Consider the following 17,035-nt stretch of genomic DNA (forward strand, 5'->3'; position numbering starts at 1 on the left):
TGCAAAGGGTGGTGAGCGGGCCTCCGTGGGGGCTTCGCGTCGAGTGTGCAACCAGCGCGTCGGGTGTGCAACCAGCGCGGCCAAACCGCCGAAAACCCCGCGCTAGGCGCACACTCAACGCCCACCATGCACACTCAACTGGCAAGGCATTCGAAGCAAAAAGATTGACCGCCAGAGCTATTGATGCGGGATCTTGCCGAGCGCCTGCAGCTTGCCGTCCGGCCCGATTTTGAACTTCACCGTGCCGATGCCCGTCGGACAGCACGGCTGGTCCTTGCCGACCTGCCATTGGTACTGCACCGTCACGGTGTCATCCGAGGGCGGCAGCACGGTGATGTACGGCTTGGGGTTGGGCGTGGGTGTGCCCAGCGAGGCGTTGCGGTCGAAGAACAGCAGCTGCTGGCCCGTCGACTCGCTGGCGATAGTGGGGATGACCTGCACCCAGTAGAGGCGGCAGTTCCGGGTGTGCCCGCGCCCGATCTCGACCCATGCGGTTCCCGGCTCGGCGATGGGCACCGAGGCGATCGCCTGCCGCACCGTGTCGGCCGCGGGCCCGTCGGAGTCCTTGCATTTGCCCGAGGGCGCCGACGGCGAGTTCGCTGGTTTCCCACCGCAACCGGCGGCCAGCAAAATCAGCAGGATCACGGTCAGCCGGTGCACGCTGTGAGCTTAGCGAAGGCTGTGATTGTCCCATCCGTTTCGTCATAGAACCGGTCGCAGGGCCGCTGCGAGCCGGTGCCGCGGGTAGCGTCGTGCTGGGCCGCCGGTCGACGATGACCTGCGACGACACCCGAGGAGATCGCGAAGCCATCACGATCACATCACCGCTCCGCCGGGCCCAGTGAGAGGTCGTCGTAAACGCTCGGAAACATCGAGCATCCGGACCGAAACATCCTTGCCCCACAATCGCGATAGAGCCCTGTGCGCAGGCGACGGCAAACGGAGGAGGACGCAATCGTGGCCCCGGAGTCCATGGTGTCGACCGACGCCGTGAACACCATGTGCGGTTACTGCGGCGTGGGATGCGGCATGGTGCTGCAGATCACAACAGAGGGCGAAAGCGACCGCCGTCACGTCGTCAAGTCGGTTGGCAACAAAGAGCATCCAGCCAACTTTGGCCGACTCTGCACCAAGGGCGCCACCACCGCGGACCTGCTCGCAGCGCCGGGCCGACTGCATTCGGCGTACCTGCGCCCCGAGCGCGACGAACCCGCCGAGGAGGTGGACATCGACCGCGCGATCGCCGAGTGCGCCAGGCGGTTACGGTCCGTCATCGACGAGCACGGGCCGGATGCCTTCGCGATGTATGTGTCGGGGCAGATGTCCATCGAGGCGCAATACCTCGCCAACAAGCTGACCAAAGGCTTCATCGGCACCAACCAGATCGAGGCGAACTCGCGTCTGTGCATGGCCAGCGCGGCCTCCGGTTACAAGCTGTCGCTGGGTGCGGACGGGCCGCCCGGGTCCTACCAGGATTTCGAGCACGCCGACGTCTTCTTCGTCATCGGCGCCAACATGGCCGACTGCCATCCGATCCTGTTCCTGCGCATGATGGATCGCGTCAAGGCCGGCGCGAAGCTCATCGTCGTCGACCCGCGCCGCACCGCGACCGCGGACAAGGCCGACCTGTTCCTTCAGGTTGCCCCCGGGACCGACCTCGCCCTGCTCAACGGCCTGCTGCACCTGATCGTCGAAAACGGGCACACCGACGACGAATTCATCGCCGAATTCACCGAGGGCTGGGAGTTGATGCCCAGCTTCCTCGAGCAGTTCACCCCGGACCACGTCAGCGAGATCACCGGCATCCCCGCCGACGACATCCACACGGCCGCGCGCTGGATCGGTGAGGCCACGAACTGGACGAGCTGCTGGACGATGGGCCTCAACCAGAGCACGCACGGCACCTGGAACACCAACGCCCTGTGCAACCTGCACCTGGCCACCGGCGCGATCTGCGAGCCGGGCAGCGGACCGTTCTCGCTGACCGGCCAGCCCAACGCCATGGGCGGGCGCGAAATGGGTTACATGGGGCCGGGTCTGCCGGGACAGCGGTCCGTCATGTCGGCCGACGACCGGGCCTTCGTCGAAGACCAGTGGGGCATCCCCCGCGGGTCGCTGCGCACCGATGTGGGCACCGGCACGGTCGACATGTTCTCCCGGATGGCCGACGGCCAGATCAAGGCCTGCTGGATCATCTGCACCAATCCCGTTGCCACGGTGGCGAATAGAAGGACAGTGCTGGAAGGGCTGGAGAGCGCCGAGCTGGTCATCAGCCAGGACGCCTTCGCCGAGACCGAGACCAACGAGTACGCCGACGTGTTGTTGCCGGCCGCTTTGTGGACGGAATCCGAGGGGGTGATGGTCAACTCCGAGCGCAACCTGACGCTGTTCCAGCCGGCGGTCGAGGCCCCGGGCCAGGCGCTGCCGGACTGGCAACTCATCGCCCGGATCGCCTGCGCGATGGGCTATTCGCACGCGTTCGACTACGACTCCGCCGAAGAGGTCTTCGAGGAGATCCGGCGGTTCTCCAACCCCACCACCGGCTACGACCTGCGCGGCGCCAGCTACGACCGCTTGCGGCGCACGCCGCTGCAGTGGCCGTGCCCACCGGACGCCGAAAGCGACCGCAACCCGATCCGCTACCTCAACGACGGCGTCAGCCAGACTCGGCTGGTCCGCGAGGACGGCAGCGTGCCGCGGCTGGCGTTCCCCACCCCCAGCGGCCGGGCCGTGTTCTTCCCCCGCCCGCACCTGCTGCCCGAAGAGATGCCCGACGACGACTTCCCGTTCCTGCTCAACACCGGTCGGTTGCCGCACCAGTGGCACACGATGACCAAGACGGGCAAGGTCGCCAAGCTCAACAAGCTCAACCCCAAGCCGCTCGTCGAGATCCACCCCGACGACGCCGCCCGGCTGACCATCGCCGGGGGCGACCTTGTCGAAATCGCTTCCCGCCGTGGGCGTGCCGTCGTGCCGGCCGTCGTCACGGACCGGGTGCGGCCGGGCGACTGCTTCGCCCCCTTCCATTGGAACGACACCTTCGGCGAATACCTGTCGATCAACGCCGTCACCAACGACGCGGCCGACCCCGTCTCCTATCAGCTGGAGTTCAAAGCCTGCGCGGTGACCCTGACAAAAGTCGCAGTGGCCGAACCGGATTCGGCCCCGGACGCGTCACAGTCCGGCCGGCCGGAGCCCGCCAACGCGATCGACCCCGGCAAGGTGGACACCCTGGCCGCCCTCCTTGGCGTCGGGGACGAACCGGCGCCCCAGTTCGGTCCACTCGGCCGCTCCTACCTCGCGGGCCTGGTCACCGGGCTGCGCGCCGAGGCCGGACGGGGCGCCCTGGGGGTGCCGACCCTTCCGCAAAGCGCACCGTTCGACCCTCCGACCCGGCTGTGGGTGGACGGCCTGCTCGCCGGACTCTTCGGACAGGCCGAAACGGCCCCCGCGGTCCAGGAACAGCCAGCGACCGAAACGCCCGCCGGGCGCGCACCGATCGTGGTGCTGTGGGCCTCTCAGACGGGGAACGCAGAACAACTGGCCGCCGACATCGCCGCGAAACTGACCGAGGCCGGCTTGCCGATCGCGTTGCACAGCATGGACGACTTCGACGCCGCGCAGCTACCCGCGGCCCGCGAGCTGCTGCTGATCACCAGCACCACCGGTGACGGCGAGGCGCCGGACACCGGCGCCGCCCTGTGGCGGGCGCTCTCCGCCGACGGGGCGCCGCGACTCGCCGACACCCGTTACGCCGTGCTGGCACTGGGCGACTCAAACTACGACGACTTCTGTGGGCACGGACGCAAGCTCGACGCGCGCCTCGCCGAGCTCGGGGCGAGCCGCATCGTTGACCGGGTCGACTGCGAACCCGACTACGACGACGCCGCCGGCGAGTGGTTGAGCGGCGTGATCGAGGTGCTGTCCCGCACGTCCGCGCCGGTGAGCCGGGACGGTGCCGCACCCGTCGTCGCCGCCCCGGTTGCTGCCCCGCCGCGGCCGACCAAGGACGCGGGGGCCGCCGGCTACACCAAGAAGCGTCCCCTGATCACCGACATGGCCCAGAACATCAAGCTGGGTCGCCCGCAGTCGGCGAAAGACGTGCGGCAGTTGGTGCTGCGGGTCCCCGAAGACACGATCAGCTACCAGGCCGGCGACGCGCTGGGCGTGTGGCCGCGCAACAGCGACCAACTGGTCGACGAATGGCTGTCCGTCACCGGGCTGGACGGACAGACCCCGGTCGAGGTCGGCGAGCACGGGTTGATGTCGCTGCGTTCCGCCCTGACCGAGCGGATCGAGATCGCCCATATCAGCCGCGACCTGGTGCGGTTCGTCCAGGAGCGCACCGGCGACCGGACGCTCGCGCAGCTGCTGAAGCCGGAGAACAAGCGGGCGCTGGCGGATTGGACGTGGGGGCGCCAGTCCATCGACCTGCTGGGACAACTGCCGGTCTCCGCGTCGGCCCACGAGTGGCTGCGGGTGCTCAAGCGCCTCCAGCCGCGCCTGTACTCGATCTCGTCGAGCCCCAAGGAGTGCCCCGCGGAGGTTCACCTGACGGTCTCGCCGGTGCGCTTCAACTTCCAGGGCGTGCCGCGCCGCGGGGTGTGCTCGACCTACCTGGCCGACCGCTCCCCCGGCGACCCCGTCGCCGTGTTCCTGCAGCCGTCGACCACCTTCCGGCCGCCGAGCGACCCGCACACCCCGATGATCATGATCGGACCCGGCACCGGGATCGCGCCGTTCCGGGCCTTCCTGCAGGAACGCCGCGCGCTCGGGCACAGCGGCGCCAACTGGTTGTTCTTCGGGGAGCAGCACGCGGCGACCGACTTCTACTACCGCGAAGAGATCGAGCAGATGCGCGCCGAGGGGTTCCTCACCGAACTTGACCTGGCGTTCTCGCGGGATCAGCGGGAGAAGGTCTACGTCCAGCACCTGATGCGCGAGAAGGGCGCGCAGCTGTGGCGATGGCTGCAGGACGGCGCCCACCTGTACGTCTGCGGCAACGCCGACCCGATGGCCAAGGACGTCGACCGCGCGCTCTGCGAAATCGCGGCCCGACACGGCAACCTGGAACCCGACGCGGCGAAGGCCTATGTCCAGGGGTTGAGCGCCGACAAGCGCTACCACCGCGACGTGTACTGAGCCACCCGGCGAAACCCGTAATGTGGCCGAAACGTCGCGCATCCGCCGCCGAAACATCGCCGGCGCACCATACGCCTGAGACCTGTTCCGCATTCGAGGAGGGACGCAGGCGTGGCTCGGGAGAATGGTGCGCCAGACCACGGCACCGGACACACTGGTTGCCCGCTGCACTGCCGGCTGCGACAGAACACCGCGGGTGACAATCCGCCCCAGCAGTCGGGCGCCGACCCGGTCGACTGGGCGGGACTGCCCGTCAACCTGGACATGGTGTTCTCGCAGCGGCAGCGCGACAAGGTCTATGTCCAGCACCTAATGCGCAAGCGCGGCACGCGGCTGTGGCGGCTGCTGCAGAGCGACTCGCAGCCCTGCGCCTGCGAGCTCGCAGGCCACGGGCAGGGTATCCGCGACGCCGCCAATTCCATGTCGGGCCAAGAGGGCTTTTCCCGCTCGGCGCGCGCATCATAGAACGAATCACGGCGGTCGAAAGTGCCGCACGGACCTGAAAATTGACCGGTCTCTGCGCCAATCTCCTTCAGTACCAGAGCGTTTAGCGTCGGCGCCAATGTCAACGTCGGGCGCCGACGGGGGTCCGGCTCGCCCGGCGCGGCGCTCCGGCGGCGACTAGGTTCGCCCTATGACGGGGGCGGACCGCGGCAAACACCCGATTGACGTGTCGGTGATCGAGACCTCGGGGCTGGGCGACCGCAGCTACCTGGCGAGCGACGGCGAGGTCGCCGTCGTCATCGACCCGCAGCGCGACATCGATCGGGTCCTACAGTTGGCGGGTGACCTCCGCATCACCCACGTGCTGGAAACGCACATCCACAACGATTATGTGACCGGCGGCCTGGCGCTGGCGCGCGCGGTCGGCGCCGAATACGTCCTTCCCGCGGGCGAAGACGTCGAGTTTGAACGCCGGGCGGTCGGCGAGGGGGACCGCATCGACACCGGCGGCATCCACCTCGACGTGCTGCTCACCCCGGGGCACACCCACCACCACGTGAGTTACGTGCTCCGCGACGACGCCGGGAAGAGCGTCGGTGTCTTCACCGGAGGATCGATGCTCTTCGGCAGCACCGGAAGAACCGACCTGCTCGGGGAGGAGTACACCGCTGAACTCACCCGGCTGCAATACCGTTCGGTGCGGCGCCTCGCCGACGGGCTGCCCGCGGCGACGCCGGTGTACCCCACCCACGGGTTCGGCAGCTTCTGTTCAGCCGCGCCCACCGACGGTGACGAGTCGACCATCGGCGACCAACGCGAAAAGAACCCGGCGCTCACCCAGGGCGAGCGAGAGTACGTCGACGAGCTCTTGGCCAACTTGTCGGCCTACCCCGCCTACTACGCGCACATGGGCGTCCTCAACCGTGCCGGGCCGCAGGCGCCAGATCTGTCCGCGCCCGAACCCGTGAACCCCGCGGAGCTCCGCCGCCGACTCGACGCCGGCGAATGGGTGGTGGATCTGCGCGGGCGGACGGCGTTCGCGGCCGGGCACCTCGCCGGCAGTTACGGATTCGAGCTGTCGGGTTCGTTCGTCAACTATCTGGGCTGGCTGTACGCGTGGGGCGCACCGCTGACCCTCATCGGGGACGACGCCAACCAGGTCGCCGAGGCGCAACGCGAACTCGCCCGAATCGGTGTCGACCGGCTCACCGGCAGCGCCACCGGCGACATCCGAGCGCTGGCCGCCGGGGAGGCATTGCGGGCCTACCGAGTTGCCGGGTTCGAGGATCTCGCCGATGTACTCGACGACGACGGGATCGTCGTCCTGGACGTGCGCCAGCCCGACGAATTCGAGGACGGCCACGTCCGCTTCGCGGTCAACGTCGCGCTGCATGAGCTCCCCGGGCGTATCGGCGAGCTGCCCGGGGACCGCGAGCTGTGGATCCATTGCGCCAGCGGCTATCGCGCGTCGATCGCGGCCGCGCTGCTGGACCGGCACCGTCTGCGCGTCGTACTCATCGATGACAACTATGACAACGCCGAAAAGCTCGGCCTCGTCTAAAGACTCAGCGTGAGGAAAACCCGCGGGTCGCCGGCCGTACTCGGGTACCACCACGGGGAAGGAACGGAGGAGACCATGACTGCACCGACCGCCGACGTGATCACATCGACCGAGCTGCGCGAGCTGCTGGACTCGGGCCGCAAGGCGCCGCGGATCATCGACGTCCGCACCCCGGCCGAGTTCGAAACCGCACACATCGCAGGATCCGACAACGTGCCCCTCGACGTGCTCGAGAAGCACACCGCTGATACTGCCGCTCGCCTCGGGCACGGCGACGTCGTGCTGGTGTGCCGATCCGGACAACGTTCGACGAAGGCCCAAACGGTGTTGCGCAATGCCGGACTGACCGGCGGGCGCGTCCTCGAGGGAGGCGTTCTCGACTGGGAGGGCCGGGGTTTGCCGCTCGACCGCGGGGTGCAGCGCTGGGACCTCGAACGCCAGGTGCGCCTCGTCGCGGGATCGGTGGTGCTGTCCTCGGTCCTGGGCAGCGTGGCCGTGCCGCGGCTCAAATGGGTGGCCGCCGGAATCGGCGGCGGGCTAACCTTCGCGGCGTTGACCAACACGTGCGCGATGGCGACCGCGCTGTCGAAGTTGCCGTACAACCGGGGCGCGACCTCGGATGCCGGGGCGACCCTGGCGCGGCTGGGCGAGGCGTCCGGGGCACAACGGGCCAGCTAGCGTCGGCCCGCCCGCACCCACTCATCGCTGGCGCGCGGCGGGCTGCCCGTACACGGCCACCACGACCGTGCGGTCCATGCTGTTGTCCGACCACACCCCGATGTTCGTGTTGGCGCAGTCCCGAATGATCGCCATGTCGTCGGGGTTGTAGTACCACTGATTAACGAGTTCGAGGCTGCTGATGGCGATGGCCGGGTTGATCGCCACCGTCTCGGCGGCCTTGCCAGCGAAGCCGGCGGCGTTGGCCCGGTCCTGCGGGGTCGATCCGTCGGACCCGATGTCGTCGTTGATGTTTCGGTTGTTGATCATGTCTTCGGCGTGCCACTCGGCGGCCAGCGTGAGCGCGTTGTTGCGGATCACGTCGTTCGCGCAGCCCGCCTGGTGCTGCATGGTGTAGACCGCGGACACGACGGCGCTGTTGAGCCTCTTGTTGTCGGCGTGCGCCGCCGGAGCCGCCAAAACGGCTACCCCGCACACGGCTACACCGACGGGCAAAGCGCCGGCGCGAAGACGGGCCTTCATCACACCGGGTCGAAACGCGAGACGAGCCAACGGCCATTGACCTTGTCCAGCGTCGTCCGGATGACAGGCTGGGTGTCGGTGGGGGTGCCGTCGCCGATGGTCACCGTCTGGTTGACGAACAGCAGCACCACCGCGTGGTTCGCTGTCGCCGAGACCGGCGCCGCCGCAATCACTTTCGCCACCGCCGTGATGTGCTTTTCCTTGGCGCCCGGTATGACGACCTCGCGGGTCAGGGTGGTGTAGGCGTCCTTGAAGTCGCCCGTCAGCCGCTCCCGCGCCGCGCCGAGGTCTTTGTCCACCGAGTCCGGCTTGTAGGACAACAGGGCGACGGTGTCTTCGCCGGCGACCCGGACGGCATCGGCGCGCGCCTGCGCCAGGTCGTCGGCCGAGCCGTCCACCCACCGGAGGTACCCCGACGCCAGCGCCAGCACCAGGGCCAGTCCGGGCAGCAGGCCGAACGCGAACACCCGCTTCCAGTTGACGCGCCGCCGCTCGCGGGTGTCCCCGGAGGAGGCCTCGCCCGCATCGCCCACCTCCGAATCCGGCTGTGTGGCTTCGTCTTCGGTCGTCAGATCGTCATCGTCGATGTCGGGCGTGGTGTCGGTCTTGTCGGTGAGAGTTGTCATGGCACGAACACCACGTTCGACACCTTGGTGTCATCCCCGACCGCACGCACCTCGATGCGCATGCGCCACTCCCGCGGCGCCTCCTCGCCGCCGGCGGTCCGCGACTTCACCGCGACCGCGACCAGCACCTGGGCGGCGTCACCGTGCTGGGACTCCAGTCCCGCATCGGTCACCGTGCCCTCGGATTTCGACTGGGCCGCCTTGACGACCTCGACGAACGGCTTGGACCGCTGCTCGAAGTCGTCGCGGAATGCCCCGGTGGCTCCGTCGAGGATCCGCTGCACGTCCGCCTCGACCTCGGTGTAGTTGATGGTCGTGAGATTCACCGCCGCCTGGCGGGCGGTCCGGACGAACGAGTCACGCCGGGCCTGGGCCTCGTGCTTCTGGTAGGCGTGGTAGCCAAGCCAGCCGGTCAGCCCCGTCATCGCCGCGACGACCACCGCGCCGGCCACCAGCGCCACTCCGACGTCGGAAAGCCGCGGGCGGGTCAGCCGATCGCGCCACCGTACGGGGGGTGCCGCGGATTCGCCCTCCTCGAGTTTGGTGTCCCCGGTGATCTCGGTTGTCTCACCGACCGTTTCGTCGGTTTCTGGGTTGTCGGGTTCGTCGGCCATGCTGCTCCTTACTAGCCCGGCCCGGGTTCGGGCCGGGAAAACTCTCACGGTTGCGGGACAAGAAGTGACTGCCAGTTCTTCGCGCGCGGGTGCGCCAGATCTGACTCGGTGTACCGGCGCCCGTCCGGCCCGATGTAGTCACCGTTGGCCGGGTCGTAGGTCGCGACCGCCAACGGCGCGGGAGGCGGCGTGGGTGTCGGCGCGGTGCCGCGTGGCGGTGGCAGCCGCGGATCCTGACCCGGCGCATACTGGGGCACGCCCTGGCCGCTGTAGGTGGCGTTCGGGTCGCCCTTCCAGTTGTAACCGTCGTTGAGCGGCACATACTCCTCGTCGCTCTCACAGAGCTCCACGGTGGGGGCCCGCTTCCACGGCTTGGTCTCGCAGGGAATGTTGCGCGCCCCGCGCACATTGAGTTCGGAATCTTGCGGGACCCGGCAATACAGGTCCGCCGCCGGCCGGTCCGGGGCGTCGACATCGGCCGGTGAGCGGCGCTGCGGGGGCGGCAGGAAACCCGTCGTGCAGGGTGGCGGCAGGTTGAGGTTGAGGTTGAAATCCAGGTAGAAGCCTTTGTATTCCTGCTTGCTGTACAGGTTGGGCACCAGCGCCGCGGACATCACGGCGATGCCCTGCGGGAGCAGCACCAGTATCTGCTCGATGTCGTGGCGGTAGACCACCGCGATGTCGCCCAGGCTCACCAGGTTGGCCATCAGCACCGGGACAGCCGGCGCCACCCGGTCGAACAGCGCTCGGCCTTCCTCCAGCCCGGAAGTGCCCTGCGTCAACAGGTCTCGCACCGCGGCGTCCTGAGCTTTGAACTGCGCCATGATGGCCGCGGTGCGCTTGGACCACGTACCGATCGCGTCCGAGGTCTGCACCTGGGAGTTCAGGACCGCGGGCGACTGGTCGATCAGGGCGGCGAGTGGGTCGGCGGTGCGTCCCCCGGCGATGGCCAGCGCCGTGGACCCGTCGACGATACGGGACAGCTCGGGGCCGAGGCCGCTGACGGCGCGGTCGGTCTCGTCGATCACCGTGCGCAGGTTGTCGCGTGGAATGGCCTGCAGGGCACGGTTGGTCAGATCGAGCAGGTGTCCGATGTCGACGGGGACGTCGACACGGCCGGCCGGGATGACGTCGCCGGCGCGCAGCGGGCGGGACTGTCCCCCGTCCTTGCTCGGCTGCGGGGTGAGCTCGATGTACTGCTCACCGATCGCCGAGCGGCTGTGCACCGACGCCTGCACGTCGGAGGGGACCTTGACGCCCGACCGCAGGGCGAGCACCGCACGCACCCCGGTGGCGGTGACGTCGACCGACTTGACCTGGCCGATGTCGGTGCCGCGGTATGTGACGACCGACGTCTTGTAGAGCCCGCCGGACGAGGGCAGGTCCACCGTGACGTTGTACTCCCCGATGCCGAACAGCGTTTCGGGCAACTTCATGAAGTTGAATGCCATTGCGCCACAGGACACCAGGGTGACCAGGGAAAGGACGGCCAGCTGGATCCAGGTCCGTCGGCCAAGGCGCAGCATCAGTAACCCCCGTTGTGGTAAGGGAACGTCAGCGGGTTGCCGCCCGTCACCGGGCTCGGCTGCATGCCGATCGTGCGTCCCCACTGCATCTCCAGTTCGGTGAGGTTGCCCTCCCAGCGGGAACCGGTAAAGAGCGACGTGTCGATGCGGCTCAGGGTCAAATCGACGATCATTGTGAGATTGGCGTAGTCGCCACGGAACCAATTGGTCACCGTGGACGTCGGCCATGGATAGGTGGCGAGGCCGTCAAGCCCCTTGGTGAGCGCAGGCCCGGCGTCGGCGAGTGAGCGCAGCACCGGGGCGATGTTGCGCAGGTTGTTCACCAACGATTCCCTGCTCTGGTGGATGGTGTCGGCCGCAATGGCGCTGAACTTGCCCAGCTGGTCGATCGCATCGGCGATCTTGGTGCGCTCCTGCGACAGGATCGCCAGCGCCCTGGGCACCGTCATGAGCGCCTTGTCGACCACGGGATCCTTGTCGGCGAACTGCCCGGCCAGCGAGTTGAGGTTCTCGGCCGCGGCGATGATGTCGTCGGTCTGCGCGTTGGTGCCCTTGATGAACTCGTCGAGCTGGCCGAGCAAGCTGCGCATGTCGTTCTCCCGGCCGCCGAACGCCTTGGCGATCGCCTGATTGATCTCCTGCAGCTGTCCAATCCCGCCGCCGTTCAACAGGATCGATACCGACGCCAGGGTCTGCTCGGTGGTGGGGTACATGCTCGCGCGCGACAACGGGATCACCGACCCGTTCTGCAGTCGCCCGACCGGCGGCTCGTCCTTGGGGGGTGCGAGCTCGATGTGCATTGAGCCGAGCAGGCTGGTCTGCCCGAGCTTGGCCGTCGAATTGGCCGGCAGGCGCACATCGCCGTCGATGCGCATGGTGACCAGCGCGTGCCAGTCCTGGAGTTCGATCTTGGTGACGTTGCCGACGTTGACGTCGTCGACCCGAACGCGGGTGTTCTGCTGGATCGTGACGACGTCGGGCAGCTGCGCCTGGATCGTGTAGGCGCCGGGCCCCCCGCCCGCGGTGCCGGGCAGCTTGAACGAGTTCAGGCCCCGCCATTCGCACCCGGAGAGTACGACGAAGCAGACCACGCCGAGCGCGGCGGCTATCGCGCGTCTCATGGCGCGCCCGTCGGCAGCATCAGGTTCTGCAGGACCTGGGTCGAGCTCACGTTGTTCTCCGGCGGCGGGGGCTGCGCCTGGGCTTGCGGTTGGTTGTCGAGGACCGCCGGCGGGGGCGCCGCTGGAGGCGGTGCCTCGGGCGGCGGGGGCGGCGTGTAGCCGGGGCGCAGCGAATCCTCGCTGTAGGTGATCTCGCTGGGGCGGGCCTGGGTCCCGACGAACGGGTTGATTCCCGCCGGAATGTAGTTGTAGAGGCGGTTTTTGATGATCGGGTTGACGTACTGCAGGCAGAGCTTCGAGACCCGATCCAACCGGGCCCGGGCGGCCGCCTCGATCGAGCTGCAGATCCACTGCGGAATGTCGGCGAAGTTGTTCAGCGCCAGGATGCCGCTCATCGCGCTCTGCGCCGGCTGATAGATGTTCATGAAGTTCTGGAACACCGTCGGGACGACGTGCAGGACCTGCTTGATGTCCGCGCGGCTGTCGTTGAGGGCGGTCGTGATCGAACTCAGCCGGTCGAACGTGACGCCCACGGGCTCCCGGTTCTCGGCGAGGAAGTCGCGCAGATCCGCCAGGGCCCCGTCGAGACCCTTCACCGCGTTGGCGACCTCGTTGGGGCTGTTCGACAGGATCGTCGTCACGCTGGCCAGGTTCTGGTTGAAGGAGGCCAGCAGGTCGCTGCTCGAATACAGCGCCGACACCAGCAACTGGAGGTTGCGCACCGTGCTGAAGATGTCGTCGGCGTGGTCGCCGAGCGCCGAAATGGCCTGGGACAGCTTGATCACCGTGTCCCGGGCGGTCTCCCCCTGTCCGCGCAGGTTGTCCGCGGCCGAGTTGATGAATTCGCCGGCCGAGTTCACCCCGCCGGGCGCCGTCGGCTGCAGGGCGTCGGTCAGCTTCTCCAGCTGCTTGCGGAAGTCGTCCCATTCGACCGGAACGGCGGTGCGGCTCAGGGGGATCGACGCCCCGGGGCTCAGCTTCGGGCCGCCCGAGTAGGCCGGGACGAGCTGGATCGCGCGGGGTGTCACCAACGACGGCGACAGGATCGCGGCCCGCGCATCGGCCGGCACCGGGTATTGCTTGTCGACGGAGAACGTCACCTTGGAACTCGCCGGCTGCGGCTCGATCTTGTCCACCACGCCGACGGGGACGCCGAGGATCCGGATCTCGTCGCCGACGAACAATCCGTTGGCTTCCGTGAAATACGCCGAATAAGTGTTCTTTTCGACGTCGTTCCAGAGTTTCTTGCCAACCAGGAACGACGCTACGACCAGCGTCACGGCCAGACTGACGGCGGTCAGCCGGCGCAGGGTGCGCCGACTCATCATTGCCCCCCGGCCGGGACGGGCGCCGGGCTCGGCTCGGGCGGCGGTCCCGGCGCCGGCGCGGGTGAGGGCGGCTGGGACCAGATGGGATGCGGCGCGTTCTCCGGCGGCACGGGAGGGGTGCCGGTCGGCGGGTCCACCGCCTCAGACGGCAGCTTCTGGTCGGGGTCGAGCGGCCGGTCGTACATCCGCGCGTCAAGGGTCGGGCCGCCCAGCTGGCCCGGGATCAGGTTGGCGACGTACGCCTTGAAAAACGGCCCAGAGCCCAGCACTTCACCAAACGACATCGCGTATCGCTTGAATTTCGGCAGCGTCCGCTGCAGGTCTTCCTTGCGGTTGTCGAGGATCTCCAGCACGCCGTTGAGCTTGTCGAGGGCGGGCTTGAGCTGCGTCCGGTTGTCATTGACCAGGCCCGAGATCTGATGCGACACCGCGGTCAGGTTGTTCATCAGCGCGTCGAGCGAATCCCGTTCGTCCAGCAGCGCCGCCAGCAACGCGTTGGAGTTGGCCACCAGGCCCGCGATCTGCTGGCTGCGCCGTCCCAGCACTCCGGAGACCTTGTTGGCGTCGCCCAGCAGGCTGCGGAGTTGCTCGTCGCGGTTGTTGAGGGTCTGCGAGAACCGGGCCACGCCCTGCAGCGCGGGCTTCAAATCCGCCGGCGTCTCCTTGAAGGTCTCGGCCAAAGTCGTTAGTGCCGAGGACAATTGGTTGGTGTCCAGGCCGCTGACGGTGGTGGTCAGGTCGCCCAGCGCGACCGGCAGGTCGTAGGGCGACGTGGTGCGCTCCAGCGGGATGACCCCCGTCAGCTTGCCCTCACCGCGCGGCGTGAGTTCGAGCATCTTGCTGCCCAGGATCGTCTCAGTCTTGATCGCCGCTTCCGTGCGGTCGCCCAGCTCGATCCCCCTGCGGACGGTGAAGCCCACCCGGACCTTGGTGCCTTCCAGTCCGATCGTCGAGACCCGGCCGACGCCCATGCCGGAAACTCGCACCGTGTTACCCGCTTTGATACCACCGGCCTCGGAGAAGTACGCGGCGTAGTCGTTGGTGTTCTTGACGAACGGCAGCTTGTCGTACTGGAAGGCGGCGACGGTCACGCAGATCAGGATCGCGGTGCCCATCACGCCGATCGTGACGGGGCTCCGCGAGCCGAAAGAAAGCTTGGGTAACCTCATTTCGGCGTGCACCGCCCGCTCGGCTGACCGAGCAGCTTGACGTAAATAGGATTGCCCCCCTTGCCGTTCAGCTTCATCAACACCTCGCAGAAGTAGAAGCCGAAGTAGTCCCCGTTAAGCCCCTGCCGCGCCAGCACCTGATAAGTGTCGGGAAGCTGCTTGAGCAGGTTGTCCACGTACTCACGGTCGGAAAGCACCTGGGCCGACATCCGGTCCGTCTCGTGCACGACGTCCTTGATCGGCTGCCGCGCCTGCACCAGCAGGTCGGTCACGGAGCCAGCCGCGGCGTTGATGTAGGCCAGCCCGGTCGAGATGTCCTCCTTGCGCTGCGCCAGGCCGTCGACGAGCGCGGACAGCTTGTCCAGTCCGTCGGAGAATTCGTGGTCGCGAACGGCGAACGTGTGCAGCACGGTGTTCAGGTTCCTGATCAGCTCGCCGATCAGCTCGCTGCGCCCCGCCAGGGTCGACGTGAGCGTCGACGTCTGCGCCAGTACCGAGGCGAGCGTGCCTCCCTGCCCCTGAAAGATCCGCAGCAACTCTCCGGACAACGCGTTGACCTGGTCCGGATCCAGCGCGCGAAACAGCGGGCGGAAGCCCCCGATCAGCGCGTCGATGTCCAGCGCGGGTGACGTCCGCACCAGCGGGATCGTCGCACCGGCAGCCAGCCGGCGCGGCGGCCCCGGCCCTTCCTCGAGCGCGAGATACCGATCGCCGATCAGGTTTTCGTAGCGCACAACCGCCTTGGTGCCCTCGGTGAGGCGGACGCCGTTGTCGACCGAGAAGCCGACGGTGACCGTGCCGTCCCGGTGCAGGGTGAGGTCGCCCACCTTGCCGACCTCGACCCCGGCGATGCGGACGAAGTTGCCGGACTTCAAACCAGAGATGTTGGTGAAGACCGCCTGATAGCCGGTGCGGTCCTCGAAACGCAATTGCCCGAACACCGCGATCAGCGTGAACGTGAACGCGAGGCAGATCGCCGTGAACAGCGCGACGCGCGCCCAGATTTTGACGAGGCCGGGCCTCTCTCCTTTGCTCATGGGGGTGGCTGCCCCCCGCGGAAGAAGTAGCGCGGCGCCTCGGGCGGGTTCTTGGTGGTCGGGAAGTAGTTCGACCACCACGGGTTGCCGGCGGCGACATTGGTGCGGATCTCGTTCGGGGCGGCACCCCAGCCGGTGTCGGTGACCAGCGCGCGCACCGGGAAGTTGGCGCTCGGGTCCGGCAGCGAACCGCAGCTGGGACGGCCGCCCGGACCGCCGGTCGCGTTCACCTTCGGCAGGTGTTTCGGGTACCGGTACGGGTCGTCGCCGAACAGCAGCCCGGCGTCCATGATGAACGAATAGCCGTTGCCGCCCAGCATGTCCCGGCCGCCGTGGTCGACGTACCACTGCGCACCCTGGAACAGGCACGTGAACGTCGGCGAGTACTTGTTGAGCAGCGCCATGGTTGGATCGAGCAGGTTCACCGACTGCACGATGTCGGCCTCGTTGCGGCCGATGACGTTGATTCCGGCCTGACTGAAGCCCGCCGTGGACAACAACAGGGTGTCGAGCGACCGCTGGTTTTCGGTGAGCGTGGAACTGGTGGTCGTCGCGGAGTCGAGGATCGACAGAATGTCCTGCGCCGCACCCGAATAGATGTCCACCGTCTTGCCGAACAGCTGCCAGTCCCGGTGGATCGTGTCCATCCGGGGGTTGACGGTCAGCAGGACATCGTTCGCGTCGGTGATCGCCTGCCCGATCCGGTCGCCCTTGCCGCGCACCGACTGCGCGAACGCCGACAGAATCGCGTTCAGCTTGGCCGGGTCGATGGCCTGGACCACGGCCTGCAGATTCTCGAACACCGTGTTCACCTCGACGGTGACGTTGCGGGAGTGCAGCACCGCGCCCGGCTTGAGCGGTGTCGGACTCGGGTGCTCGGGCACGATCAGGTCCACATACTTGGAGCCGAAGGCGGTGGTCGACTTGATCTCGGCCTCGAGGTTGCTCGGCAGGTACTTGAACGCGTTGGGTTGCAGCTCCAGTTGCAGCTCAGCGGCTTTCACGTCGGTGCCGATGGACGCGACCTTTCCCACCTCCACGCCGCGCAGCTTGACCTTCGCCCCGGTTTCCATGACCAGCCCCGCCCGGTTCGACACCAACGTGAGCGGGACGAAGTCCTGGAACTTGCCGGAGAACGACGCGGCGGTCAGCGCGATCAGACCGCCGATCAGCACGAACAACGTCGGCGCCAACCAGATCGGGTCGATCTTGCTGGCGCGGACCCTGTTCCTCCTGCCGGGACCAGCGCTGTCGTGATTGCTCATGC

At 67.8% G+C, this 17,035-nt stretch carries 14 protein-coding genes; 4 read left to right on the top strand and 10 right to left on the bottom strand.

Annotation, left to right across the window (positions count from 1 at the left end):
- Window positions 1-177 precede the first annotated feature (177 nt).
- Window positions 178-645: an LppP/LprE family lipoprotein gene (locus SKC42_RS10300; protein ID WP_330964312.1), complete on the bottom strand. Its 468-nt coding sequence runs from the start codon at window positions 643-645 to the stop codon at window positions 178-180.
- Between the two features lie 327 nt (window positions 646-972).
- Here SKC42_RS10300 and SKC42_RS10305 point away from each other — a divergent pair, with 327 nt between their 5' ends.
- The 4 genes from SKC42_RS10305 (at window position 973) to SKC42_RS10320 (ending at window position 7,825) form a co-directional block, all read left to right on the top strand.
- Window positions 973-5,142 carry a bifunctional nitrate reductase/sulfite reductase flavoprotein subunit alpha gene (locus tag SKC42_RS10305; RefSeq protein WP_330964313.1) on the top strand — a complete coding sequence of 1,390 codons (4,170 nt, stop codon included), beginning with the start codon at window positions 973-975 and terminating at the stop codon, window positions 5,140-5,142.
- Between the two features lie 111 nt (window positions 5,143-5,253).
- Entirely contained in the window at window positions 5,254-5,607 is a 354-nt protein-coding gene (locus tag SKC42_RS10310) for a hypothetical protein (RefSeq protein WP_442932080.1), read from the top strand.
- Between the two features lie 199 nt (window positions 5,608-5,806).
- Window positions 5,807-7,147 (top strand): MBL fold metallo-hydrolase, encoded by a 1,341-nt coding sequence (locus SKC42_RS10315; RefSeq protein WP_330964315.1) that lies wholly within the window; start codon window positions 5,807-5,809, stop codon window positions 7,145-7,147.
- Between the two features lie 75 nt (window positions 7,148-7,222).
- A complete protein-coding gene (locus SKC42_RS10320) occupies window positions 7,223-7,825 on the top strand; it encodes a rhodanese-like domain-containing protein (protein WP_330964206.1) in 603 nt (200 codons plus the stop codon).
- A 21-nt stretch (window positions 7,826-7,846) separates the two neighbouring features.
- Here SKC42_RS10320 and SKC42_RS10325 read toward each other — a convergent pair whose 3' ends face one another.
- Genes SKC42_RS10325 through SKC42_RS10365 form a run of 9 tightly spaced genes read right to left on the bottom strand, consistent with a single transcriptional unit; the run spans window position 7,847 to window position 17,033 of the window.
- A complete protein-coding gene (locus SKC42_RS10325) occupies window positions 7,847-8,347 on the bottom strand; it encodes a CAP domain-containing protein (RefSeq protein ID WP_330964207.1) in 501 nt (166 codons plus the stop codon).
- Window positions 8,347-8,973 carry a hypothetical protein gene (locus tag SKC42_RS10330; protein WP_330964208.1) on the bottom strand — a complete coding sequence of 209 codons (627 nt, stop codon included), beginning with the start codon at window positions 8,971-8,973 and terminating at the stop codon, window positions 8,347-8,349. Before SKC42_RS10330 ends, SKC42_RS10325 begins: the two co-directional genes overlap by 1 nt.
- Window positions 8,970-9,587, bottom strand: coding sequence for an Mce protein (locus SKC42_RS10335; protein WP_330964209.1), 618 nt, complete (start codon window positions 9,585-9,587; stop codon window positions 8,970-8,972). Before SKC42_RS10335 ends, SKC42_RS10330 begins: the two co-directional genes overlap by 4 nt.
- 44 nt (window positions 9,588-9,631) lie before the next feature.
- Window positions 9,632-11,113 (bottom strand): MlaD family protein, encoded by a 1,482-nt coding sequence (locus SKC42_RS10340; protein WP_330964210.1) that lies wholly within the window; start codon window positions 11,111-11,113, stop codon window positions 9,632-9,634.
- Window positions 11,113-12,234: an MCE family protein gene (locus SKC42_RS10345; RefSeq protein WP_330964211.1), complete on the bottom strand. Its 1,122-nt coding sequence runs from the start codon at window positions 12,232-12,234 to the stop codon at window positions 11,113-11,115. Before SKC42_RS10345 ends, SKC42_RS10340 begins: the two co-directional genes overlap by 1 nt.
- Window positions 12,231-13,562 carry a virulence factor Mce family protein gene (locus SKC42_RS10350; RefSeq protein ID WP_442932082.1) on the bottom strand — a complete coding sequence of 444 codons (1,332 nt, stop codon included), beginning with the start codon at window positions 13,560-13,562 and terminating at the stop codon, window positions 12,231-12,233. The genes SKC42_RS10345 and SKC42_RS10350 overlap by 4 nt, the downstream gene beginning before the upstream one ends.
- Entirely contained in the window at window positions 13,559-14,677 is a 1,119-nt protein-coding gene (locus tag SKC42_RS10355) for an MCE family protein (RefSeq protein WP_330964213.1), read from the bottom strand. Before SKC42_RS10355 ends, SKC42_RS10350 begins: the two co-directional genes overlap by 4 nt.
- 50 nt (window positions 14,678-14,727) lie before the next feature.
- The gene (locus tag SKC42_RS10360; protein ID WP_330964214.1) at window positions 14,728-15,768 is read right to left on the bottom strand and encodes an MCE family protein; all 1,041 of its coding nucleotides are present in this window, start codon (window positions 15,766-15,768) and stop codon (window positions 14,728-14,730) included.
- A complete protein-coding gene (locus SKC42_RS10365) occupies window positions 15,765-17,033 on the bottom strand; it encodes an MCE family protein (protein ID WP_330964215.1) in 1,269 nt (422 codons plus the stop codon). The genes SKC42_RS10360 and SKC42_RS10365 overlap by 4 nt, the downstream gene beginning before the upstream one ends.
- Between the last annotated feature and the right edge of the window lie 2 nt (window positions 17,034-17,035).

It is taken from the genome of Mycobacterium sp. 050134, assembly GCF_036409085.1.
In the GTDB taxonomy this organism is placed as follows: Bacteria; Actinomycetota; Actinomycetes; order Mycobacteriales; family Mycobacteriaceae; genus Mycobacterium.

What these genes read in the sequence shown, in the direction of transcription:
- SKC42_RS10365 (WP_330964215.1), bottom strand. Translation starts at nt 17,033, where the DNA reads ATGAGCAATCACGACAGCGCTGGTCCCGGCAGGAGGAACAGGGTCCGC.
- SKC42_RS10325 (WP_330964207.1), bottom strand. Translation starts at nt 8,347, where the DNA reads ATGAAGGCCCGTCTTCGCGCCGGCGCTTTGCCCGTCGGTGTAGCCGTG.
- SKC42_RS10345 (WP_330964211.1), bottom strand. Translation starts at nt 12,234, where the DNA reads ATGAGACGCGCGATAGCCGCCGCGCTCGGCGTGGTCTGCTTCGTCGTA.
- SKC42_RS10350 (WP_442932082.1), bottom strand. Translation starts at nt 13,562, where the DNA reads ATGATGAGTCGGCGCACCCTGCGCCGGCTGACCGCCGTCAGTCTGGCC.
- SKC42_RS10330 (WP_330964208.1), bottom strand. Translation starts at nt 8,973, where the DNA reads ATGACAACTCTCACCGACAAGACCGACACCACGCCCGACATCGACGAT.
- SKC42_RS10360 (WP_330964214.1), bottom strand. Translation starts at nt 15,768, where the DNA reads ATGAGCAAAGGAGAGAGGCCCGGCCTCGTCAAAATCTGGGCGCGCGTC.
- SKC42_RS10305 (WP_330964313.1), top strand. Translation starts at nt 973, where the DNA reads ATGGTGTCGACCGACGCCGTGAACACCATGTGCGGTTACTGCGGCGTG.
- SKC42_RS10335 (WP_330964209.1), bottom strand. Translation starts at nt 9,587, where the DNA reads ATGGCCGACGAACCCGACAACCCAGAAACCGACGAAACGGTCGGTGAG.
- SKC42_RS10340 (WP_330964210.1), bottom strand. Translation starts at nt 11,113, where the DNA reads ATGCTGCGCCTTGGCCGACGGACCTGGATCCAGCTGGCCGTCCTTTCC.
- SKC42_RS10355 (WP_330964213.1), bottom strand. Translation starts at nt 14,677, where the DNA reads ATGGGCACCGCGATCCTGATCTGCGTGACCGTCGCCGCCTTCCAGTAC.
- SKC42_RS10320 (WP_330964206.1), top strand. Translation starts at nt 7,223, where the DNA reads ATGACTGCACCGACCGCCGACGTGATCACATCGACCGAGCTGCGCGAG.